Annotated in this window: 17 protein-coding genes and 1 pseudogene; 8 read left to right on the forward strand and 10 right to left on the reverse strand. The window is 69.0% G+C overall.

The genetic code is table 11. From position 1 onward, the window contains the following. Positions 1-29 precede the first annotated feature (29 nt). The 3 genes from ACWGKJ_RS11995 (at position 30) to ACWGKJ_RS12005 (ending at position 3,442) form a co-directional block, all read left to right on the forward strand. Positions 30-1,280 (forward strand): MDR family MFS transporter, encoded by a 1,251-nt coding sequence (locus ACWGKJ_RS11995; protein WP_385023129.1) that lies wholly within the window; start codon positions 30-32, stop codon positions 1,278-1,280. Next, complete coding sequence (locus tag ACWGKJ_RS12000) at positions 1,277-2,545, forward strand: ATP-grasp domain-containing protein (protein ID WP_385023127.1); 1,269 nt, start codon at positions 1,277-1,279, stop codon at positions 2,543-2,545. The genes ACWGKJ_RS11995 and ACWGKJ_RS12000 overlap by 4 nt, the downstream gene beginning before the upstream one ends. A 180-nt stretch (positions 2,546-2,725) precedes the next feature. Further along, the gene (locus tag ACWGKJ_RS12005; protein WP_385023162.1) at positions 2,726-3,442 is read left to right on the forward strand and encodes a DUF6215 domain-containing protein; all 717 of its coding nucleotides are present in this window, start codon (positions 2,726-2,728) and stop codon (positions 3,440-3,442) included. Positions 3,443-3,528: 86 nt separating this feature from the next. Here ACWGKJ_RS12005 and ACWGKJ_RS12010 read toward each other — a convergent pair whose 3' ends face one another. Then, positions 3,529-4,056 (reverse strand): MarR family winged helix-turn-helix transcriptional regulator, encoded by a 528-nt coding sequence (locus ACWGKJ_RS12010; protein WP_385023125.1) that lies wholly within the window; start codon positions 4,054-4,056, stop codon positions 3,529-3,531. 59 nt (positions 4,057-4,115) lie between these two features. Here ACWGKJ_RS12010 and ACWGKJ_RS12015 point away from each other — a divergent pair, with 59 nt between their 5' ends. After that, positions 4,116-5,060: an amidohydrolase family protein gene (locus tag ACWGKJ_RS12015; protein WP_385023123.1), complete on the forward strand. Its 945-nt coding sequence runs from the start codon at positions 4,116-4,118 to the stop codon at positions 5,058-5,060. Between the two features lie 74 nt (positions 5,061-5,134). Next, a complete protein-coding gene (locus ACWGKJ_RS12020) occupies positions 5,135-5,818 on the forward strand; it encodes an alpha/beta hydrolase family protein (protein ID WP_385023121.1) in 684 nt (227 codons plus the stop codon). A 117-nt stretch (positions 5,819-5,935) separates the two neighbouring features. Here ACWGKJ_RS12020 and ACWGKJ_RS12025 read toward each other — a convergent pair whose 3' ends face one another. Further along, positions 5,936-6,850: a hypothetical protein gene (locus ACWGKJ_RS12025; RefSeq protein ID WP_385023119.1), complete on the reverse strand. Its 915-nt coding sequence runs from the start codon at positions 6,848-6,850 to the stop codon at positions 5,936-5,938. A 262-nt stretch (positions 6,851-7,112) separates the two neighbouring features. Beyond that, the gene (locus ACWGKJ_RS12030) at positions 7,113-7,370 is read right to left on the reverse strand and encodes a hypothetical protein (protein ID WP_385023118.1); all 258 of its coding nucleotides are present in this window, start codon (positions 7,368-7,370) and stop codon (positions 7,113-7,115) included. Positions 7,371-8,106: 736 nt separating this feature from the next. Here ACWGKJ_RS12030 and ACWGKJ_RS12035 point away from each other — a divergent pair. The 3 genes from ACWGKJ_RS12035 (at position 8,107) to ACWGKJ_RS12045 (ending at position 10,489) form a co-directional block, all read left to right on the forward strand. Next, positions 8,107-8,556, forward strand: coding sequence for a spore-associated protein (locus ACWGKJ_RS12035; RefSeq protein WP_385023116.1), 450 nt, complete (start codon positions 8,107-8,109; stop codon positions 8,554-8,556). 376 nt (positions 8,557-8,932) lie between these two features. After that, entirely contained in the window at positions 8,933-9,688 is a 756-nt protein-coding gene (locus ACWGKJ_RS12040) for a lysozyme (protein ID WP_385023114.1), read from the forward strand. A 321-nt stretch (positions 9,689-10,009) separates the two neighbouring features. After that, positions 10,010-10,489, forward strand: a complete 480-nt coding sequence (locus ACWGKJ_RS12045; protein WP_385023112.1) for a hypothetical protein — start codon at positions 10,010-10,012, stop codon at positions 10,487-10,489. 61 nt (positions 10,490-10,550) lie between these two features. Here ACWGKJ_RS12045 and ACWGKJ_RS12050 read toward each other — a convergent pair whose 3' ends face one another. The 7 genes and pseudogenes from ACWGKJ_RS12050 to ACWGKJ_RS12080 all read right to left on the reverse strand — a co-directional run bounded on the left by ACWGKJ_RS12050 (position 10,551) and on the right by ACWGKJ_RS12080 (position 22,139). Then, positions 10,551-13,769: a DNRLRE domain-containing protein gene (locus tag ACWGKJ_RS12050; RefSeq protein ID WP_385023110.1), complete on the reverse strand. Its 3,219-nt coding sequence runs from the start codon at positions 13,767-13,769 to the stop codon at positions 10,551-10,553. 1,558 nt (positions 13,770-15,327) lie between these two features. Next, the gene (locus ACWGKJ_RS12055; RefSeq protein WP_385023108.1) at positions 15,328-15,591 is read right to left on the reverse strand and encodes an NUDIX domain-containing protein; all 264 of its coding nucleotides are present in this window, start codon (positions 15,589-15,591) and stop codon (positions 15,328-15,330) included. A 563-nt stretch (positions 15,592-16,154) separates the two neighbouring features. Further along, positions 16,155-16,451, reverse strand: a complete 297-nt coding sequence (locus ACWGKJ_RS12060; RefSeq protein ID WP_453315721.1) for an NUDIX domain-containing protein — start codon at positions 16,449-16,451, stop codon at positions 16,155-16,157. Between the two features lie 209 nt (positions 16,452-16,660). After that, positions 16,661-18,271, reverse strand: a pseudogene (gene fxlM, locus ACWGKJ_RS12065) (methyltransferase, FxLD system); the annotation flags it as partial. Further along, entirely contained in the window at positions 18,268-20,229 is a 1,962-nt protein-coding gene (locus ACWGKJ_RS12070; protein WP_385023104.1) for an ATP-binding cassette domain-containing protein, read from the reverse strand. The gene ACWGKJ_RS12070 and the pseudogene fxlM, both read right to left, overlap by 4 nt. A gap of 848 nt (positions 20,230-21,077) precedes the next feature. After that, positions 21,078-21,470: a DUF3592 domain-containing protein gene (locus ACWGKJ_RS12075; protein WP_385023102.1), complete on the reverse strand. Its 393-nt coding sequence runs from the start codon at positions 21,468-21,470 to the stop codon at positions 21,078-21,080. 90 nt (positions 21,471-21,560) lie between these two features. Further along, on the reverse strand, positions 21,561-22,139 hold the full coding sequence (locus tag ACWGKJ_RS12080; RefSeq protein ID WP_385023100.1) for a GNAT family N-acetyltransferase: 579 nt from the start codon (positions 22,137-22,139) through the stop codon (positions 21,561-21,563). Positions 22,140-22,277 lie beyond the last annotated feature (138 nt).

Consider the following 22,277-nt stretch of genomic DNA (forward strand, 5'->3'; position numbering starts at 1 on the left):
CAGGCCGAACAGGCCCCGTAGGAGAGAGCTTGAGCAGAACCGACGCGCCCGCCCCGCACCCCACCGAGCCCGTGGAAGGCCGGCTGCGCACCTTCGTGCGGGTGCGCGCGGGCGGGTTGCCCGGGGCCTTCTGGGTGCTGTGGGGCGGGACCCTGGTCAACCGGCTCGGCTCCATGGTCAACCCGTTCCTCAGCCTCTATCTGACCGGGATACGAGGGGTCCCGATCGGTACCGCCGGACTCATCCTCGCCACGGTCGGCGTCGGGTCGGTCGTCTCGCAGCCGCTCGGCGGGTTCGTCGCCGACCGCTTCGGCCGCCGGGTGGCGCTGAGCGGCGGCATGCTGGCCAACGGTGCGACCCTCCTGACGCTCGGACACGCCCATGACCTCCGGGTGCTCGTCCCGGCCTGCTTCGTACTCGGTATCACCATCGACTTCTTCCGGCCCGCTGCCCAGGCCCTGGTGGCCGACACCGTCCCCCTCGCCGACCGGACCCGTGCCTTCGGCCTGCTGCTGTGGTCGGTCAATCTCGGGTTCTCCCTGGCGATGGCGCTGGGCGGTTACCTCGCGGCCCACGGTTACCAGCTGATCTTCTGGCTGGACGCGGGCGCCTGCTCGGTCTTCGCGGCGCTGGTGTGGCTCGCGGTCCCCGAGACCCGGCCGCCCCCCGGGGAACACAGCCCCGGCGGTTTCCTCACCCCGGTGCGCGACCGCGCGATGCTGGCGTTCGCGGGCATCATCGTGGTCTACGCGACCGTCTTCCAGCAGGCCTTCGCCACGCTGCCCCTGGCGATGCGGGGCGAGGGCCTGTCCAGTACCGCGTACGGCACGGTCATGGCGGTCAACGGGGTGGTGGTCATCGCCGCGCAGCCGCTGATCGGCCACCGGCTCGGAGCCTTCGACAAGAGCCGGGTGCTCGCTACCGGCTTCGGCGTCGCCGCAGCCGGTACGACCGTGATGGCGTTCGCCTCCACGACCCTGGCGTACGGCCTCGCCATCGCCGTATGGACGCTGGGGGAGATCCTCGTCTTCGCCATGACATCGACTGTCGTCGCCGACCTGGCACCGCCCCGACTGCGGGGCCGCTACAACGGGTTGATCGGCATGGCCTGGGGGACCGGCTTTCTGCTGGCCCCGGTCGTCGGCACCCGGCTGCTGCTCGTCGGCTCCACGACGCTCTGGCTGACCGCCGCGTGTCTGTGTCTCGTCGCGGCGGCCGGCCAGCTGGCCCTGGCTCCGGTCCTGCGCCGCAGAACGGCGCAGGCTCCACCGACCTCATGACGTCATCGAAGGGGACCCCTGCCATGCCGAAGGTGCTGCTGATAGAGGCCGACGTATCCGCGGGCGAGGACATCCTGGCCGCCGCGGCGGAGCTCGGTGTGGAAGCCCATGTGGCCACCCACGAGGACGTGTTCCGCTCCTACCGGCCCGAGCTGAGGTCGAGGATCAGCGGCACGGTCTTCACCGACTTCTCGGATCAGGAGACCGCACTCGACGACCTGGCCCGCTTCTGCCGGGAGGCGGGGATCGACGGAGTCGTGGCCTGCTGGGAGTTCCTCACCCCGCTGGCCACCCGCCTCGCCGACCGGCTGGGGCTCCCCGGCCACCGGCCGGAGCAGGCCGACGCCTGCCGCAACAAACGGCTCATGGCCGAGGCGTTCGATGCTCACGGGGTCCCCGCCCCGCGCACCGTGGTCGCCCAGGACCCCGGAGAGCTGGCGCGCCGCGTGGCGGAGAGCGGGCTGGGGTTCCCGCTCGTCGTCAAACCGGCGGAGAACGCGGCGTCCATCGGAGTCTCGGTCGTCCACGCGCCCGCGGAACTCCCCGAGGCCGCGCGGCGGGCGCAGTCGCAGACCCACAAGACCTCGCACGGGCTGGCCATCGACACCACGCTGCTGGCTCAGGAACACGTGGACGGCGACGAGTTCAGCATCGAGTCCGTGATCTCCGACGGTGAGATCCACCATCTGACGGCCACCGAGAAGTTCACCACCGGGGGCGTGAGCCGCGCCGAACTGGGCCACACCGTGCCCGCGGATACCACCCCCGCCGCCGGAGCCGCGCTGTACGCGGCGGCCACCGCCGCGATCAGGGCACTCGGGCTGCGTAACGGCGTCGCGCACACCGAGGTGAAGCTCGGCACCGCGGGCGCCCCCAGGGTCATCGAGGTGGGCGCGCGGCCACCGGGCGATCACATCATGCGGCTGGTGAAGGAGGCACTGGGCATCGACGAGGCACGCGCCTTGCTGCAGACGGCGCTCGGCCTGCGGCCGGACGTCGCGGTTCGCCACCGTACGGCCGCCGCCATCCGGTTCATCACCGCGCCCGAGGCCGGAGTTCTCCGGTGGATCAGCGCACTGCCCTGCGGTGACCATGTGGTCGCGACCGCGGTGTCGAAGATGCCGGGGGACGAAGTGGGCGGCCCCTGCGACAACATGGGGCGCATCGGGCAGATCATGCTCCGCGGAGCCACTTCGGCCGAGGTCAACAAGCGGGCGGCCGAGGCCATGGAGGCGATCACGGTGGAGATGGTGACGCAGTGGTGAGACCTGACGGGGCGTGACATGGGCGTCGTCAGCGGACCGACCGGGTCGCCGCGCCGCGCCACGGCTGCGCTCGCGCGGCGCTGACCAGGCGTTCACCGCGGCCAACTCCCCTTGTTCGCTTATTTGATCACGGGCTATGGTCTCCACGCACGTATCGGGGGATCATCACAAGTGGGGGACATGGACGGCCATATCGACGCGCCCGGAGCGCCCGGGGAGAGAGCGAACGCGTGGAAGCAGGCCATAGCGGCGCTGCTGCTGGTAGGGGGTCTCAGCGTCTGGTTCTGGGTGTCATGGGCCTCGTCCCTCTCCTCGTCCGCCGACGCCGACACCGGACCGAAACCTGCCACCTGCGGGGACGCGAAGCCGGGAGAGGAGTCCGGCTGGCATGCCTCCGGCGCGCAGCTGTGCGAGGCGCTGAACCGTCCCGATCTCGCCGGACTCCTGGGCACCCGGGAGGAGATCCCGAAGAACGCCTACGGCAGTGACAGCTCCGACAAGGGTGCCGACGGCAAGGTGACCGCCACTCCGTCCGCCCAGGTCGAGTTCGACACGTACACCGTGAACCTGACGGTGGCCTACGACCACCTTCCGGTGGCCGACTCCGTCGGCCTTCTGGGCAGCGACGCGCACCAGCGGAGGTTTCTGGGCCGCCCGGCGGTCCTCTACTCGCAGACGACCATCAGCTTCAGGTTCCGCCTGGACGGGAGCGACACCGAGAACCTCCCCGGATCCCCCGCCCGCGTCCTGAGCGTGGCCCAGGACGCCAAGGACAGCGGCGGCTCCATCGAGATCGCCGTGTGGCGTACGGACGGCTGGCCCCCGGACGACGAGGTGCTGCTGCGCGTCGCCCGGAAGGTACTGCCGGCGGTCCGGGGCTGGTCAGCCGCCGTGTGACGGCTCTCCCTCCCCGCGGCCGGGCAGGAAGGCGCGCGGGTGAGGGGTGCGCGGGTGAGGGGGGCGTGCGGGCGAGTGCGGATACCTCACCCTTCGTCGTGCCCGGAATCCGGTGCCCGTGGCACCGTCTCCCCGATGATGCCTGCGAGCCGGTGCAGCTGTGCGGCGAGTACGTGACGCTCCTGCGGGGTGAACCGCGACAGGGCCGCATACTGCCGGGCGCGCAGCTCGGCCTGCATGGCGGCGAGGTGCCCGGCGCCCTCGTCGGTGAGGCGGATCAGTACCTGGCGCTCGTCGTGCGGTGAGCGGCGGCGGGTGACCATGCTCCTGGCCTCCAGCTGCTGGAGCATCCGGGTGGCCGTGGGGACGCTCACCTCCGCGCGTGCGGCCAGACGGCCGACCGGCAGGCCCTCGCCATCGGCGTCCTCGCTCAGCGGGGCGAGCAGCGCCAGCTGCGACATGGAGAGTCCGGCGGCGGACTGTCCGGCCGTGGCGGCCCGCGAGCGCCGCATGGCGTAGAAGAGCCGGTCGGCTGCACGGGCCAGGTCCTCGACACCGGGCTCGGCGGGCCGGCCGGGGGCGTTGCCGACCGGGGGTTTGCCTGTCTGTCGCATGGTTGTTAGCTTACTAAATGTGATTCGTTAGCAAGCTAATAATGAGGAGGCTGAGTATCGTGCCCTTCCCCGCACGTATCGATGTCCACCAGCACATCGTTCCGCCCGTCTGGGCCCGGACGCTCGCCGCACAGGGTCTCGACTCCGGCGGCTGGGCGATCCCGGACTGGAGCCCGGAGAGTGCCGTCGCGATGATGGACCAGCAGTCCATCGCCACCGGCGTCCTGTCCGTCACGGCCCCCGGCGTCCACCTCGGCGACGACGCGCAGGCCCGGGATCTCGCCCGTGCCGCGAACGAGTACAGCGCCGAGATCGTCAAGGACAGCCCGGACCGCTTCGGCCACTTCGCCGCGATCCCGCTGCCCGACACGGACGCCGCAGTGGCGGAGGCCGTCCACGCGCTGGACGATCTGCACGCCGACGGGGTCGTGTTGATGTCCAACGCTCGTGGCCGCTACCTCAACGACCCGGACTTCGAGCCGCTCTGGGCAGAGCTGGACCGCCGCGCCGCGAACGTCTTCGTCCACCCCGCCCAGCCCCCGATGCACCTGCTCCCGGGCACCCCGGCCCCGCTCGCCGACTATGTCTTCGACACCACGCGCAGCGCCCTCGGCCTGGTACTGAGCGGCGTCATGAGCCGCTACCCGAACGTGCGGGTGATCCTCTCCCACGGCGGCGGCTTCCTCCCCTACGCCGCGTACCGCTTCTCCGGCCTGATCTCCACCGTCGTGGACCCCGAGCGCGGCGCCGACGACATCCTGCGCGATCTGAAGCGGTTCTACTTCGACACCGCGCTCTCCGCCAGCCCCAGCGCGCTCCCCGCCCTGCTTGAATTCGCCGAGCCGGGCCACGTTCTCTACGGCAGCGACTGGCCTTTCGCCCCGCAGGAGGCGGGCAGTTACTACAACCACTTCCTGGAGACATACCAGCACTTCACCCCCGGCCAGGCCGATGGCATCAACCGCGGGAGCGCCGAGGTCCTCTTCCCGCGCCTCGCCCGCTGACCCGGCCCGGACCGGCATGGATGCACACGGCCGCCCTGGCGCGGCAGGATGTACCCATGCAAACCATGCGGCCGATGTTCGTTCTCGTACACAGTCCTTCGGTGGGCCCTTCCACCTGGCACCCGGTGGCCGAACGGCTGACCGCCGGGGGGCACCAGGTGCGCGTGCCGTCCTTGCTGCACGTGGGCGCCGGCGGGCCACCGTTCTGGCCCCGGATCGTCGAAGCCGTCCGGGACGGTCTGGCGGACGTCCCGGCCGACCAGCCCCTCACGCTGGTGACACACAGCAACGCCGGGCTGTTCCACCCGTGCGTCGCCTCGGGGCTGGACCAGCGGGTGACCCGCTCCGTCTTCGTCGACGCCGCACTGCCGGCCCGTACCGGACCGACCCCCGCGGCCCCGCCCGAACTCCTTGAACTCCTCCGGCCCATGGCGGTGGACGGCATACTGCCGCGCTGGACCGACTGGTGGGACGAGGCGGACATCGCGCCCATGTTCTCCGATCCGGCCGTACGGCAGAAGGTCGTCGCCGAGCAGCCCAGGCTGCCGCTCACCTACTACGAGCAGCGTGTCCCGGTCCCCGACGGGTGGGACGACCACCCCTGTTCCTATCTGCTGTTCGGTCCCCCCTACGACGAGACGGCCACCGACGCCCGGGAACGCGGCTGGCGGACCGCGCACCTGCCCGGTGAGCACCTCCATCAGCTGGCCGACCCCGCCGGCACCGCCCGGCACCTCATCGAACTCACCGCTCCCTGAGGGCCGGCGGGCCACCGGGCGTAACTCCGACGGCCTGCGGAGGCGGGCCCGGCGCCCCAGCAGATGGGCAAGCCGTCCCAAGAGCCGACGGGCAAGCCGTCCGAAGAGCCGCAGCCCCTAGACGCCGTTGAAGTAGAGGTCCACCTCGCCGTTGGAGCTGCTGTCGCTGATGACCTTGGTGCCGGCTGCCGAACTGTTGCCGGTCCAGGCGAGGGTGGACGGGGCGGTGTGTCCCGGCTGGTCCGTCAGGCTGATGTTCCTCATCGCCACATCGGCCGCGTTCGGGTTCTTCGAGGCGTCCCCGTCGGTGTAGGGCTCGAAGCACTCGATGACGCCGTTGGCAGCGCTGGTCCGCTCCACCGTGACATCGGCCGAGGGGTACCCGGCGAACGACTCCTTATAGGTGTACGTGCCGTTGCTCGCGGAGACGTAGTCGATCTTTCCGGTCAGCGAGGTGCCGGGAGACACGCTCAGATAGGTGCCGTGGGCGTACTTGCCTCCGACGTAGTACCAGTTCGCGATCTGGTAGGCCGCTGTACCGTTGCCCCACTGGAGAACGGGCTGCAACGCGCCGCCGTCCAGCCCGTTCCAGATGAAGTACGTGGTCGTGCTCGTCGAGTCCGAGGGCTTCGGCGGGACCGTCCACGTCGTTCGGAAGGACTGGATGTCGGTCGGGCCCCAGTCGGCCGGGCAGTTGCCGCCGAGATCGGAGCTGCTCGGGCCGGCCGCGACACCCGCCTGGGCGCGCAGGCTCGCCGCATGGCGGTACGGGTCGGCCGATGCCGGACCGGAGGCCGCCGCGCCGAGGTGGGCGAGGACCGCGTGGCTGCGCAGATCCACCTTCTCCACCTGGCCGTTGACGACCTTCAGGGTCTGGTGGCTGTCGACCTGTACGACATCGGGCTGGGGTACGCGTCCGTACGGGGTGAGGACCGTCGACTGCGGGGTGTGTGCGGAGGCGGGCGCGGCCAGGGCGGCCGCGCCGAGTGACGCCACGGCTGCCAGCGCGGCGATCCGGGATTTCGTGGGCATGGTGTCTCCGTCCGGAGTGCAGCGGTGGGCGACCGCGCGACCCTGGGAAGCGGCTGCGGGAACCACGCCGATCCGCGCACTCGCAATGTCGAATTCTGCTCGAAAAGAGCCATGACCGAGCGCAATACGTCACGTACGTTATGGCCTGGACCAGTGCCTGCCAAGACGGCGAACGGTGTGCTTGTCGTGAAGACCGCAGAGTCCGCGCAGCATGGTGGCCTGACCCGCGGAGATGCGTAACGCCGTTGTGTATACGGGGAGTTCAGGGGCGCCGGCGTGCGGCGAACCGGGCGAGGACCTGGGGCACATGGGCGCCGGCCAGGGTTTCCAGAGCGCCGAGCCGCAGCACCTGGCGCTCGTCCCTGACATCACGGACCGCCCGCTCGGCCTGGTCCAGCAGGGACCGCGCCCATTTCCGCAGCCGCTCCAGGGCCGCGGAGAGCGGGGTACCCACGGGCCGGGTGCGCGCCCGCGCGCCGGCAGGCATCTCGCTGGGCTGCTTCATGGTGCTGCTCGACATGACCGTACTGTCGGTCGCCGAACCCGACCTGGCGTCATCGCTGCACACCTCGCTCGCCGGTCTGCGTGGGCGACCACCGGATACACCGTGACCTTCGCCGCGCTGCTGCTTTCCGCGGGTGCGGCGGCCGACCGGTTCGGCGCCGAGCGGCTCTTCAGGACCGGCGTCGCGCTGTTCACCCTGGTCTCCCTGCTCAGTGCGTGCGCACCTCAGCTGTGGGTCCTGGTCGCGCGGCGCGGGATCCCTCGCAGTGGCCGCCACGGTATGTGTACCCGCCTCCATGGCGATGATCGCCCAGCTCTGTCCGGAGCCCGGCGAGCGCGCCCGCGCGGTCGCCACCTGGGCCGCGGTCAGCGGAGCGGCCGTCGCCGCCGGACCCATCGCCGGAGGCGCACTGGTGGGCGCCACCGTCAGTTCCGCCCTGCCGGGAACCGCCGGAGCGGTGGGCGGCGTGCTCAATGCCGCACGCCAGGTCGGCGCGACCTTCGGATGGCCGTCATGGGCGCCGCCCTTGGCGCAGGGGCCGACTGGGCCCTGCTCATCTCGGCACCGGTCTGCGCCACCGCCCGGCTCGTGTTCGCCCTCGGCACTCCGGGAGAAGGCGCGGCCTGAGAACCGGCCCCGGCGGGCCGGAGAGCCTCTGCGGGACCGGGCCCGCACCCGGTACAACTATCGGCGCAGTTCGCGGGTCCCATCAAGTGGGAGCAAACCGCTCTCGGGGAGGCAAGGGGGAAATATGAGGATCGCACGCAATATCGTGGCCGCCGGGGCACTGACCGCACTCGTGGTGGGCACGACGACCGCGCTCGGCACCACCGCCTCGGCAGCACCCAACGTCACACCGCAGGGCGTCTGCGGCAGCTCGTACAAGACCGTGAACTCGGCGCCCGTCGGCTCGCTCGGCACCGTCTACCTCACGTACAACTCCTCGAACGGCAAGAACTGCGTCGCGACCATCCGCAACAGTCCGGGCAAGGCCACGTATGTGTCCACGTACATCTATGTCCCCGACACGGATGCCTCGGCCGGGGACGACGGCACCTATACGTCCTACGCCGGGCCGGCCTACGTCTACGGCAAGGGCCACTGCGTGAGCTGGGGCGGCAGTATCAGCAATGTCTATGTCTCGGTCGAGCACTCCAACTGCGCCGCACTGAAGGAGTACCGGGTCACCGGCACCCGCTGAGCCGGGCCGGGCCGGGCGCTCAGCCGCAAGTCCGCTGACGTCGGTCTACCGGTTACGGGAGAGGCCGGGCCCCCGCAGACGAGGGGGCCCGGCCTCGACGCGTTCCGTCAGAGCCCAGGGAGCCGGGCCCGCGGATCGAGGTCGACTGTTCGATTGTCGTACTGAATTCCGAACGCCACCCGGCCCCCGCCGTCCACCGTACGGCGTATCGGGTGACGTGAGCCGCGCTCTCCGCGCGCCTCAAGGAGTCACCCCGGAATCCGCGCAGGCTGGGCTTGACCCTTGGAGGCGTCTCATGTCTGTTCCCGCCTGCGCACCTCGCCGGAAGTCGACTGTCCTGGCCGCTCTGGCCGTGGGTGCCCCCGCCCTTGCCCTCATGTTCTCCAGTACCGCGGGCGCCGCAGTCGGCGCCCCAGAGCCCTCTCATCCCGGAGACGACTTCGCCGGCTCCCAGATCCTCAGGCATGAGGACACCAGCAGGGGCGGCGTCGCACTCACCAAGTCCTGGGGGACGGAGGGGGTCGACGTCAGCAGCCATCAGGGCAGCGTCGACTGGTCCCGGCTGTGGAGGTCGGGCGTGAAGTTCGCCTACATCAAGGGGACGGAGTCCACCAGTTACCGGAACCCGTCCTTCGCCCAGCAGTACAACGGATCGTACAGAGCCGGCATCATCCGCGGCGCCTACCACTTCGCCACCCCCAACACCTCGACCGGCGCCACCCAGGCCCGCTACTTCCTCGCGCACGGCGGCGGCTGGTCCAAGGACGGCAAGACGCTGCCCGGCGCACTGGACCTGGAGTACAACCCTTACGGCGCCTCCTGCTACGGACTGAGCCACCAGAGCATGGTCAACTGGATCAGGGACTTCGCCAGGACCTACAAGGCGAAGACCAGCCGGGACGTCGTCCTGTACACCTCCACCAACTGGTGGAAGTCCTGCACAGGGAACAACTCCGGTTTCGCCGGCACCAATCCGCTCTGGGTACCGCACTACGGTTCGTCCGCCGGAGCCCTGCCCGCGGGCTGGAAGCACCAGACCATCTGGCAGTACACCTCCAAGGGCGCGACGGTCGGTGACCACAACCGGTTCAACGGAAACCTCAGCCGAGTGAAGGCCCTCGCAAACGGCTGACCGCCGACGTCCGGAAGGGGAGGCCCTGCACCGCAGGGCCTCCCCTTCGCGCTCCGCCTCTGGTGGTCAGGGTGGGAGCGGATCTTTAGTTGATGCAGAAGGGGGGGGCAGTTGGCATTGGCTGGGGCCCGAGGTCGCCGGTCAGGGAGCTCCATGGTGCTGCGAGACCCTCAGAGCGTATTCCGTTCGTAGGGGTGCCAGTTTCCGATCAGGCCCGCCCAGGACAAGGAAGGTGGGTAACTGTGCTGATTCCTGAGGGTGTTACGTTGCCCTCATCCGTATCAGCGCTGAAGGGGTGGGCAGTTGGGCAGGCTCTTGGATGTGTTCGAGACCACGGTCCATCCGAATTATCGCCGGTTTGGGCTGGTCGACACCAGTGTGGACACGTATACCCCGAACGTGGACTTCTCGGAGTGGTTGCTCTCTGCTCCCGGCATGGTCTATCTGCAGGTCCCGTCCGAGGTCATCCGGGCCCCTGTGCGGTTGGAGAGTTGGTCCACCGAGCCCGCGCCAGGGCCGGGTCCGTGGTCCGGCCAGGCCGAGGTAGAGGTTGAACTTCCCACGGGCGAGCTCGGGATTGAGGTCATCACCGACGGGATGGACCCGATCCCCCTGATCCTGCCCTCACCCGGGAGGTACGGAATGCGCTGGCACTGGGTGTTCAACCGTGAGAACGGCCCGTTCACCTCACCGCTCATCCCGTCCCCAGGCCCGGTGGAGACACCCCTCGGACGTGAAGAAGAACTCGACGGTGAGGACCAGTACTGCCTCGTGCAGATCTGGCGCATTAGTCAGACGTGACACTGCGGGCCGCCCCTGAGGGCAGCCCGCAGTCCGGCTAGAACGCCTTCACGGATCTCAGTCAGTCACCGATGGTGACGATGAACGAGTCCCAATTCAGGATGCGGTCGTTCTCGTACCAGGCGCCGAGCCGGCCGCCAGCCTCCTGGTTCTCCACCGAGTCGATGAAGCGTAGCGAGACGTCGCCCTGGTACTGGTCGCCTTCGTACTTGTACCGCGCGGCGCCTTCGGTGGTGGAGGCGAAGGGGTACTCGTCGCAGTCGAGCCCGTCCGCGGGGCCGCCAGGTACGGCGTCGCTCTTGCAGAGAGATCTGACCACAGCACGGTTGGCGTCGATGCGCTCCCGTGCGCTGGATCCGGGGACCCCGGCGATACGGTGCAGCGGGTCGAGCGCCGACCCGCCGGGCAGCTTCTTGCCGTCCTTCTTCGGGTATGTGCTGTCTGGATCCTTGCGGGCCTCGTCGATGTGGTTGGCGACTGCGGCCACGCCCAGGTACGGCTCCTGTGTGCCGTTGCCCGCGTTGCTGGTGTCGCTCTTGTCGTAGCGGAACGCGGGTGTGGCGTCGGGGAAGACCGAACCGAGGGGGGCGCGCCGGTTGTACACGGCGCTGTCGAAGCGGATTTCGCCCTGCTCGCCCTCGGTCGGCAGGACTTGGCCGTAGCCGGGGATCGTAAACTTGAAGACCGGCTTGAACAGGCCCGTGGCAATCTGCTCATCGTCGGCCTCGTCCGGCAGCTTCGGCGTACTCGACCACAGGTCGAACTTGGTGTCCCCGTCGGCGTCCCATCCGGCGGCGGTATCGGTGCGCCCGTCATGGATTCCGTTGTCGCAGGCTTCTTCGTCGTTGCCGCCCCCGCCCTGCCAGGACCCTTCGCACTCCAGGGTGGCCTTCATGGACGCGCCGGGCTTGTTGAAGTCACCTTCGGCCGTCCACACGTTGACGTTCAGGTCGAAGTCGGCGTACCGGGTGAACGCGCTTCCGTCCAGGCCGCCCACCTTGCCCTGGCCGATCAGCGTGTTGCGCGACATGAACAGGCCCTGGACGTAACAACCGGGCGGCCACAGACCGCACTTGATGGCCGGCTGGAATGTCAGGGTCTCCTGGCAGTACGAGAAGCGGTTTTTGATCCAGCCGGAGTCGTTGTCCGAGTCGCTTGAGTCGTGGCACTCGGCGACGCTGCTGATGTACTGGTAGGGGTCCGCCGGGTTACGGCCTCGGATGAACTTCGTACTGGGTGTGGTGTATGTGCGCTCCCAGGCGGCCTTCGGCTGCATACTCTTGGCGGTCGTCGCCTGGCCGTTCGGCTTGATCCCCAGTGCTTCCAGGTTGCCGTCGCGCTTGAACGTCACCTGAACTTTGTCCGGGTCGGCAACCAGCGCGCGATTGGTGATCGTATAGGTGTCGCCGGGCTTGAGCGACGTGGGCTGGCCGGCAGCGGCGGTTTCGACGACGAATTCACGCCATGGGGACCAGTTGAGGTTGTAGTGGGTGCCGTCGAAGGAGTTGGTGCGGAACTTGTAGGTCTTGCCATCCAGCAACTGACCCGCGGGCACCTTCACCGTCGCCCAGGTGCCGGGGGCGACGAAGTCGGAGACCAGGACTCCTTCACCGGCCGGCGTGTTGATGGGCTTGTTGGTTTCGGCGTCGTACACCTGGAAGGTGCCGTTGACCTTGTCGCCGTCGGCGTCGGCGAACTTGTCGCGCAGCGTCGGGGTGAGGGTGTTGACGCCCCATACGCCGCTGTACGACTTGAACGGCGGGCCTGCCTGCTGGGCGGTACCGTCCCCGGGTCGGTAGTTGTAATTGACCGTCAGCTTCGGCTGGTTGATGGTCGCGTTCCGGGAGTTGACGATCTTCCAAGCCTTCGCCTGGTCCTCGGCGGCTCTGATTCCCATGTAGCCGCGTGTCTGCTTCGCGCTCGCCCACGTCTGGACGAGGGTCTTCACATCCGCCTTGATCCAGCCGTCGGAGGTGTCGGAGCAGCCCTGAGCGTTGCCCTTGGTCTCGGTGGACGTGGCGACCTTCTGCAGCCAGTCCGGCTGCTTTGTCCACCGCGAGGCGGAGGAGCCGGCCGTGGTGTTCCACACGTCCCAGCCATGCGCTGTGCAGTCGGTGTTGCCGGAGTGGGTGTTGTAGAACTCGACCTTCGCCGACGATATGAGCGCGTCGGAGAATGGCTCGGTGTTCCACGTCATCAGCGACCGGGCGACACGGGTGGTGCCGTCGGCGTTGGTGGTGCCGGGGTTGCCCCAGTCCAGCTCGGTCTGTGAGCCCAGGTCGGTGGTCTCGCCACGCTGCACGTAGGTGTCGAAGGTGTTGCCCAGCACGGAGGTTGACGGGTCGATGGTCACCGGGTAGTGCGTGGCTGGGGCGTCCAGCCACCTGGCGTCGGGGGTGACGACGAGATCGATGTTCCCTGCCCCGTGATCGACTACCTTCATGCCGACCCGGTGCCGGTTCTCGTGCTTGCCGGAGACCTTGTCGACGTCCGCGTCCCACATCATCGGCGCCGGCATCGTGGCCTTCTTCGCGCCGGTCTTGGTATCGGTGAGTGTCACCGTGCCGTCGGCGTTCGCCTTGGCCGTGAGGCCTTCGGCCTGGAGCGGCAGGGTGTAGCTGTAGCCGTCCGCGGGGCGCTTGTTGAGCCGGGTGTACTGCTCGAAGCCGGTACGGGTGGCCTCGACGATCACATCCGCACCTGGCACCGCATCCTTGTAGGTGGCGGTCGTGCCGTTCACTTCGGGGGAGGGCAGACCGCCCTTCCACCGGAGCGTGACCTGCTCGCCGTCCGAGCCGCGGAGGGTGGCGAGGTCACGGGGTGCGGCATCCTCGGCGGCCTTGATCGAGGCGGGCCGGGTGCCGCCGCCCCTGGTCAGTGCCAGGTTATTGGGGTGCGCCTTGGCCTTGACGGTGCCGTCCGCCGTCCTGTGTAACGTGGCGTCGACCGCGACCCACTTGCGGTCCTTCTCGATGCGCTCGGGGCCTGCGGTCATTTCGGAGGTGAGCGAGCCGTTGGGGTTGGCGTAGGTGAGGTTGGTCGGTGTGGTCTCATTCGGGACCAGGAGCTTCTTCCCGGTCTTCTTCGCCTGGGCTAACGCCCAGGGAATGCCAGCCTTGGAGTGCTTCGCGGCCCACTCCCGTCCCGCCTTCTCGACCTCGTTCTTCGACAGCTCTGCCTGGCGTGTGGATAACACTCCGGTGCTGCCCGCCCCGCCGGTCGCGGACGCCGCGTGAGACGGGCCTGCGATCGCCAGCGGCGTCACGGTGAGCAGCGCCACTGACAGCGCCGTGAAGCGGAATCTTCGTTTTCTCTGACTTCCGGTGGACAAGGTTGAACCTTCCTTGGGGTGTTGTTGGGGCATGGCATGCCTACGTGGTGGCCTGATCGGCAAGCAACCGGATCAGAAAGGGCATGACGGCCCTACCGGTCAACTCGGTCGTGAGTCACGTCACGGTTGCGCAGGGCGATATCACGATCACGTTGCGGTGCCCGGGGAGACGGGTGGTGAGTCGCCCCAGACAAGCGGCAGTCAGCGCGGCGCTGGGCAATCCGGGGATAGGTGGCGCGGGCGAAGACGGTCGGTGGGGTGCGGCCGCCGGTCTGCCTTTGGAGGGCCGTTTAAACACGTTCGGTGTCGCTCATGGCCGAGCGGTCTTTCGTGCACTGGGCTGCGGCGACGGCGATACGTGTTCGGGCAGGTGGGCGTCGGCCGACCAGGCCAGGAAGTTTTGGAGTTCTGCCTGCCAGGGGCAGTGCTGGGCGACCCACCGCTCGCAGCGGGCCTCATGCAGTCGATGAGAACGGTTGCCGTTGCCGTTGCTGTGGCGAGGGACGAGGAACTGTCGGGCTACGCGAAGGCGACCCAGAAGGTGGGCCGTTGTCCCTTGGTGAGGGGTTGCCCATGGCGTTTGGGGTGTTGGGCGAGTTGCATCAGGGGGCAGTTGCCGTAGCGCGGGTGAACCGAGCCGGAAGCCAGGGTCGATTGCAGTGGCGTGGACGGTGATGTCGCAGGCGAGCTGTTCGTGCGCGAAGGGTACGGCCCCAGTGACCGGGGTAGTGGAGAGTACGACAGCTGACTCTGGACGGTCAGGCGCGCGGCAGCGTGCGTCGCAGTCAAGTCGTGGGAAGCCAGGGCTGATGCGACAACGGTAGGGGGCGGGCCCTGTCGCACTCGGCACGAACGGGGTCGCCGTCGTGGTAGTCGTGGTACAGGAAGGCGACCCTGGGCTGTTGCAGGGGAGGCAGACGGCGGGTGTTGGCCAGGACTTGATCGATACATGCCCAACCGGCCCTTCAGCCCGTAGTCCCAGCAGAGGTGTTCGGCATTCCGGTCCTGGCGTCGGCAGTGGGTGCACAGTGGTCCGTCGGACCGCTGGCGACGATCCCGGTGGTGGTGCTGAACCGTGCGTGGGAGCGGCCGCGGCTTCGACGGTCCCGCCATGGCTCAGACCTCCGCATCGACGCGACGTAACGGCGGCAGATTCTCTCTGGCGCGTGTTCTTCCTCTGGCGAACTTCACCGCAGACCTCGTACTTCAGACGAGGGGTGCTCGCTCGGCGGGCGTAGTCATCCTGGCTCATCCTTGGCTGTTTTGGGCCTTGTTTGGGTGCGTTGAGCTGGCGAATTCATTTCGGTCTCCATGACGTGGTGGCCGATTGATACGGCAACCGCGCGGCCTCACCGGGCACGGGGTGATGGGCCATCGACGGCGACTGGATGAGATACGCGGGGTCCTCGCCGAGCCTGGCCCGTTCGACGGCGTCGAGACGGGTGAAGGCCCCGGGCGCAGTCAGCTCCTACCATTCGGGGCGGGAGTGGATGGCGCATATGTCGTGTTAAGCATGCTCAAGGCGGATCCGGCGCAGCTGGTTCGCGCTGAGCTGGCCTCCGTCGAAGACGAGCCCCATCCTCTTCAGAGGCGTCTGGGGGCCCGCATGCAGGAAGCGGGTGAGAAGCAGCCGGGGCGTACCCAGGCCGAGTTCGAGGCCAGTCTTCTCCACGGCTTCGCGGCGGGCGGCCTGCAGTGGGTCTTTCCCCTGCGAGTCGAGGTTGCTGCCCGGGAACTGCCAGAGCCGCGATCTGTAGACCCAGCGTTGCACCGGCCGGTCGTGCTCGTCCCGTATGCGCAGGCAGCCGTACACCGTGTGGTGCGGGACGGCGGCCGGGCAAAGCGGGGCGGTGGTCGAACTCGAAGCCGAGGGGGCCGGGGGGCTTCTTGGGCGGAGGACAGTGGGCCCAAAGGGCGGACAGCAGTTCCCCGCCTGGTGCGTCCGGGGCGACGCTGGCGAGGTCCTCCACGGTGAACAGCGCCTCGAACGAGGCGTAGGAGGTGATCCGCTTCACCAGGATGTCGAGCTCCCGGCCGCTGTCCCGGTCATGGAAGACGACCGTGTCGCCGGCTTCGACGCCCGGCTTCGTGGTGATGCCGGCGTACACCCCGATTGTCCTTCGGCCCGACTCCACCTGCCCGTAAGCGCTCCCGAGAGAGAAGTCATGCCAACGCGATGATGCGGTTCCGGCGGCCCCGGGATCCCCGGTGCCTTTTTGTCGTGTGTCTAGACCATGAGGGGGCCTTCCCAGGAACGTTGGACTCCACGGGGGCGCACAGGGGGCGGCGGAATGCGACGCCGCCCGGCCGCCCCAGTGGAGGGCCGTGCTGTGGTCAGGTCCAGCCCATCGCGGTGTAGGCGGTGCCGTGGGAGATGGCCGCCAGGGCGGTGCGGGTGTAGTCCACGGTCGGGTCGGGCAGCGCGTTCAGCGGCCACCAGCGCCATTCGGTGCACCGGTCCGGTTCCAGCACGGCGGGCTCGCCCTGCCACCGGGTCGCGGTGAAGAACAGCTGGATGCGAGGGACCGGGCCGACGGGATCGACGAGGTCCAGGGTGTGTACGAGGGACAGGTCGCTTTCGGCGACGGCGAGTCCGGTCTCTTCCGCTGTTTCCCGGACCACGCAGGCCACGCCGATGGGGCGAAGGCGCTGTCCGCGTTGCGTTTACCGAGGAGGACCGACCCGTTACGGGTGAGGACGACGTGAGCGCCGACGGTGCTCCGGTTGCGGTGACCTCTCGCCTTACGGACCCGCACGGTCGGGAGCGGGCCTTCGTTGCCGGGAGGCGGGTGCGGATGGTCCTGAAGTGCTTGGAGGACGGCGGTGGTGCCGGGATCCATGGTCATCGCCGCTGTCTCCTCGATGCGGGTCCAGCGCAGTTGGACGCCCTCGGTCAGCTGAATCTCGTGTGCGGCCCGGTTGAGGGTGCCGCGGTAGACGCGGACACGGTTCTTGAAGACCCCGGCGGCGTCGTGGGTGTCCAGGGTGACGAAGCCGGTGAGGTCGGGGATGGTGAGGCCGATCTCCTCGGACAGCTCCCGGACGATGGCCTCGTCGCAATGCTCACCCTGCTCGTTGTCCCCGCCGGGCAGGGCCCAGTGCTCAGGGCGCCAGATGCGTTTGTTCCCGTCACGGAGATGGAGCAGACAGCGGCCCTGGTCGTCGGTGAGCAGGGCCGCTGTGCTGGGGACAACTGGCCAGTCGACCGTGATCCGTGTGTGCTTCTTGCGGAACAGGTGTGGGGCGGTGGCCGTCAAAGTGGTGTCGTGGGGCCGTACGGTGATGCGCGGGCAGCGAGCCGCGCGGTGGTTGCGCTGCCAGTGCTGGACGTGTCCGGCCATCTCATCGGCGGCCGGGCGGCCGGCCGGACCGTGGCCAAGAACGACCAGCTCGTACCTTCCGTTGCCGTCTTCGCCGTCCCCGATCCGCTCGGTGACCAGGCGTGCGAGCGAGGCGCCGCGCACGAGGGCAGCGGCGGGCCAGTGTGGCGGCGGTGGACTGACGAACGTGCGGTGACTCTCGGGGGCGACGGACAGACGGCAGAAGCCCGGAAGCGCTCCGGCCAGGTAGAGGAGCAGGAGGTCGAAGGGCTGTCGGCCCCCGACCGTGACGTTGGTGCGGACCGTGGTGGGCGCACTGCCGAAGGCCGGGGCGAGCCGGTCGACGCTCAGGGGTGCTCCGTCCTCGAACGCGAGGCGGATGCCGGTGCCCGGGATGGTGCGCTGGTGGGAGTCCCATGCTCCGGCGCCCTGCATGGGGACGAATCCGCAGACCGTGAGGGGCTCGTCGCTGTGGAGGGTGCCGTCGCGCGCGGTGAAGCCGATGGCCCAGACGTACTGGTGCAGACGCAGTGGTGCGACGAGGCGCCCGCCCTCTGCCAGGGCATGGATCCAGGGTAGGTCCCAGGTGTCGACGGTGACCACGATCCCGTCGAAGCCCCCGGCTGGGATGACTTCGGAGGGAAGGTGCTCGGCATCAGCGGTGACCACATGGACGTGGTCGTATCCGGTACCGGCCAGGAGGCTGGTGGCGCGGTCGGTGACGGCCGGGTCGATGTCGAGGGTGGTGACGCTTCCGCCAGGGCCTACGAGTTCGGCGAGCAACGCGGCGTTGTAGCCTCCGGAGCCGATCTCCAGGACATGGTGGCCGGGCCGGACGCGGGCTGCTTCCAGCATGGCGGCCTGGAGCCATGGTGCGCTGATGGAGCTGGTGGCCCGGCCGTCGGGCGTGTGACGGGTGGGAATGGCGGCATCGGCGTATGCCTTCTCGACGGGGACTTCCGGGGCGAATGCGTGACGGGGCACGGTGCGGAAGGCATCTTCGACCCGGCTGGTACGGATGTGACCTGCGGTCAGGAGCTGGTCGGTGAGCCGGTCGCGCAGAGCGCTCGCTTCGTGAAGTCCGGCGATGGGAGGAGGCGTCACGGTGGGCCTTTCGTCTTCGGCGGTCACACGGGATCGGCGACGGTGGGAGTGGCGGGGCCCGGGACGCCGGGGCCGGGTGCGAACTGGGCCGCCTGAGCGTGGAACATCGATGCGTAACGTCCCTGAGCGGCGATCAGCTCGTTGTGGTGTCCCTGTTCCGCGAGACGGCCCCGGTCGAGTACGTAGATATGGTCGGCGTGCCGGACGCCGGACATGCGGTGCGTGACGAGGACCACCGCCCGATGCGGCCCGGCGAGCCGCCGGATGCGGTCGAAGGCGGCGATCTCTGCCTCGGGATCGAGGGCGGAGGTGGGTTCATCGACGATGAGGACGCTGTCCGCATCCGATGTGGAGCTGCGCCAGTGGGTGCGGGCCAGGCCGATCTTCTGCCACTCGCCGCCGGAGAGTTCCGTGGCACCGCGGAACATCCGGGCCAGCAGGCTCCGCAGGCCGTCGGTGAGTTTCGCGATGACGGGTGAGGCCCCGGCGTAGTCGGCTGAGGCGTGCAGTTCGTCATCGGTCGCCGCCTGTCCGGGGCGGCCGATGCGGATATTCAGGGCGGCTGTCACCGGCCAGCGCTGGAAGTCCTGCGTCAGCAGCGAGACACGGTCGAACACCCCGGACCGGTTCAGGGCGGAGAGTTCCGCCTCCCCCCAGTGCACCGTGCCGCTCTGCGGCAGCAGCAGCCCCGCCAGGACCTTCATGAGGGTGCTCTTGCCCGAGCCGTTCTCACCCACAACCGCTGTGACCGACCCCATGGGGAGGGTGAGTGAGACCCCGTCCAGCGCCAGTTCGTCGCGGTCCGGATAGCGGTAGGTGACATCGGCGAGGACGACCCGGCCTGCCCGGCGTGGCACCGGTGCGCCGCCGGCGGGGATGGCCCGGCGCGCCGCTACGTCAAGGAACCGGTCGTGGTCCTGGACGTAAAGGGACTCCTCGTGGAGCTGGTTGACGTTCATGACCAGCGCGCCCAGGCTCGCAGAGCCGGAGCGGACCGCGATCACGGCGGTCCCGGCCACGGCGAGACTCATACGCCCGGTCGTGACCAGCCAGAACATCACCGCGTATGTGCAGGCCATCGCCACCCCGGACAGGGCTGCGGCCACCAGCTCCGTGAGGGCCTTGCCGTTGGCGAGGCGCTTCTGCTCGGCCTCGGCGCTCTCGGCCATGTCCCGGTACTTGTCGAGAAGGAAGGGACCGACGGAGTGGATCCGCACTTCCTGGGCCGCGGTGCGCTCGGTGAGCAGATTGCCGATGAGGCGACTGGCGCGCACGTGCTCGATCCAGTTCATCATGGACACATAGCGCTCCTGGGCGACCCGCATGGCTCCCCAGCCGCGCGGGGCTGCGATCAGAACCAGCATCGGCAGCAGAGCGGGATGCAGCACGGTCAGGATGCTTGCCGTGGCGATCAGGGAGATCGTGCCGTTCAGGGCGGCGACGCAGGCACTGATCATGCGGCGGGCGGACGCGGCGCCGTACTGTGCGACGTCGATCAGCCGCCGGAACTCGGGGTCCTCGATGGCCTCCAGCTCCACCGCGGCGGCAGCGGCCAGGTACTCGGTCGTCGCGACCCGCTCCACCAGTGGCTCCAGCCGGCCGGCGCGTGAGGTGGACCAGCCCGCGAGGCCGGCGTTGGCGACCGCGACGACAGCTGCGGCGACCAGCGCGGGCAGCGCCTTGTGCAGGCGGTCTGTGGGCGTGCCGCCACCGAGTAGGGCGTGCATGACGGCATTGACCGCCAGTAGGCTGACGGCTGCCGCGACGCCCTGCCCGATCTCACTGAACCCGACGGTGAGCAGGGCCGGCCGGTCCACGGCCCAGGCGCGGCGCAAGGTGCCGCCCACCAGGCGGGGCATGGCGCGGATGGCCGAGAGCATCGTCAAGTCGAGCCGTGCGTGCTCGTGTTCGGCCCAGCCCATGTCGTAACGCAATGGGCCGCCGAACAGTTCCTGTTCGGCGCCGGAGACCTGGGGTTCGGCCATTCGTACGGGTCTGAAGAAGCGCTTCAAAGGGTGCCTCCCGAGTCGGTCCGGTTCAGTGCCCTGTACGAGGGGCCTTCGGTGGGTTCGGTCATGCCAGGTACCTCGTATCCGGTTGTGAACCGTTCCTGAGGAAGGCGGTGCAGCCGTCAGCGGGGCGAGCGGAGATGTCCGCTGGGCAGGCGGCGTTTTCGAACGCAGGATGAACAAGCGCAGGGCGGTGCAAGCGATGCATGGGGGCCTCCTCGGGCACGATGCGGACAGGTGATCGGTTAACTGGGCCTCTCCCGTGGTCGTTACGGGTGCGCGGGGGCGAAATCTAGAACTCGATTTCGAATGAGCCGGGTGACCCTTGGTGGGGCGGGGGCGCGGTGTCGTGATGCTGCGTTCGATCACTCGTGTGGGTTCCGGTACTTCCTCCGGGGGATTGCCAAGTGCGGCCCCGGCGGTCATGGCGCAGCCGGTTCCGGCCGGAGGGCGACGACCTCGCCCGGGAGGGCCTGGCCGAGTGGCAGCGGCTGTACGAGGTCGCAGCTGAGCCCGGTCACTTCGGGCCGCGCCCCGCACCCGTACCTTTAACGTCCGGATCCGAGGCGCACGGCCTGCCGGATAGCCGGATAGCTCTGGTGGCGGTCAACTCGCCTGCAGAGCGGTCGACTTCAGTGGATTACTTGAACGCTTTGAGTGGCATAGGGGCGCATCGAAGGCACCATGTCCTGGCTGGCTGGCTGGCTGGCTGGTTGGGCCCCCGGCGCCCCAACCACCGTGTTCCTTTGGTGCCTTGCAGTGCCCTGTGCTCCTGCAAGCTGCTCAAGCCGACCATCCGGCAGCGCACGGTCCGAGGAACAAGCTCAGTGGCCGGTGGCGAGCAGCCAGATCCCGATGGCTGTGAACAGGGCGCCGATCGCGAGAGGAAACGCGACATCCCAGACCCGTCTGCCGGTAAGGGCGATTCGTGCGCCCGCCGGGGCATCGGGAAGGTAGCTCACCGGGACCGCACCGCCCACGGGAAGGCCCCTGATCCCGGATGAGCTGGACCGGAACGTGTGCCGACTGCCCTGCACATCAACGAATTCGACCACCGCGAAGTAGCTGGGGCCGTCCTTTCCGGATTCCATGTGGTGGCGGACCACCAGGCCCCTGACGCGGATTCCCTCGCGTTGGAGGCGGTGCTGGATCATGGCCTCATGGGCGCCGGCCCCGAGGCCGAGGATGCCTCCCACCAGTACCATCGCAATCCACACCGCTGCCTTCCCTTCCCTGCCTCGGGTGGCTCTCCGGCAAGCTCCTGTCGCAGGAGAGAGGACGCTCCATCGGCTGGAGGCGGTTCCTGGTCAGGAGACCTGGGCCCGTCGCCGGGTCCAGGTCTCGCGTGTGACCGCGTACTCCACGTCGCCGTGCTCGGCTCCCTCGATCGGCTCCGGCCACTCCTCGAAGAAGGTGCGGACCAGAGACAGGCCGGCCTTCTCCAGGACCCGCCTGGAGGCGGTGTTGACCGTCATCGTGGTGGCCACGATCCGGTCCACCGCCAGCTCGGTGAACGCGTGGTGCACCAGCGCCCGTGCGCCCTCGGTGGCATAGCCCAGGCCCCAGGCGGACGGCAGTATCCGGTAGCCCAGCTCTGTTCCGCCGTTCAGGCCGATGCTGGTCGCGGGCCGCAGCGAGAGCCACCCCAAGAACGCCCGGGACGACTTCTCCGCTGCGGCGAAACAGCCCTGGCCGGCCGGGAGTTCGTCGTACTCGCGGAGGATGCGCGGCAACTGCTGCTGTCCGACGGCGTCCCTGGACACGGGGCGGCCGTCATCGATGTGCCGCATGACGTCGGGGTGACCGTGCAGGGCTGCCAGGGCGTCGATGTCTGCCCCGGTGAAGCGGCGGAGCGTCATCCGCTCCGTTTCCAAGTAGGTGCTCACGCGGCGATTCGAGCAGCACGCCTGCCGTACGGCAACTTGTTTCCGGCCGCCCGCCCTCGGGCCGGCCCGTCGGCGACGGGGGGACGGACGCCGAGGCGTGCCGGGCGGAAGCGACGATGGCGGTCACGGATCAGTGAC

It is taken from the genome of Streptomyces sp. NPDC054757 (genome assembly GCF_053612185.1).

Bases quoted from the DNA above. Each gene is read 5' to 3' on its own strand.
- ACWGKJ_RS12000 (WP_385023127.1), top strand. From the start codon at position 1,277: ATGACGTCATCGAAGGGGACCCCTGCCATGCCGAAGGTGCTGCTGATA.
- ACWGKJ_RS12005 (WP_385023162.1), top strand. From the start codon at position 2,726: ATGGACGGCCATATCGACGCGCCCGGAGCGCCCGGGGAGAGAGCGAAC.
- ACWGKJ_RS12010 (WP_385023125.1), bottom strand. From the start codon at position 4,056: ATGCGACAGACAGGCAAACCCCCGGTCGGCAACGCCCCCGGCCGGCCC.
- ACWGKJ_RS12020 (WP_385023121.1), top strand. From the start codon at position 5,135: ATGTTCGTTCTCGTACACAGTCCTTCGGTGGGCCCTTCCACCTGGCAC.
- ACWGKJ_RS12025 (WP_385023119.1), bottom strand. From the start codon at position 6,850: ATGCCCACGAAATCCCGGATCGCCGCGCTGGCAGCCGTGGCGTCACTC.
- ACWGKJ_RS12030 (WP_385023118.1), bottom strand. From the start codon at position 7,370: ATGTCGAGCAGCACCATGAAGCAGCCCAGCGAGATGCCTGCCGGCGCG.
- ACWGKJ_RS12035 (WP_385023116.1), top strand. From the start codon at position 8,107: ATGAGGATCGCACGCAATATCGTGGCCGCCGGGGCACTGACCGCACTC.
- ACWGKJ_RS12040 (WP_385023114.1), top strand. From the start codon at position 8,933: ATGTTCTCCAGTACCGCGGGCGCCGCAGTCGGCGCCCCAGAGCCCTCT.
- ACWGKJ_RS12070 (WP_385023104.1), bottom strand. From the start codon at position 20,229: ATGGCCGAACCCCAGGTCTCCGGCGCCGAACAGGAACTGTTCGGCGGC.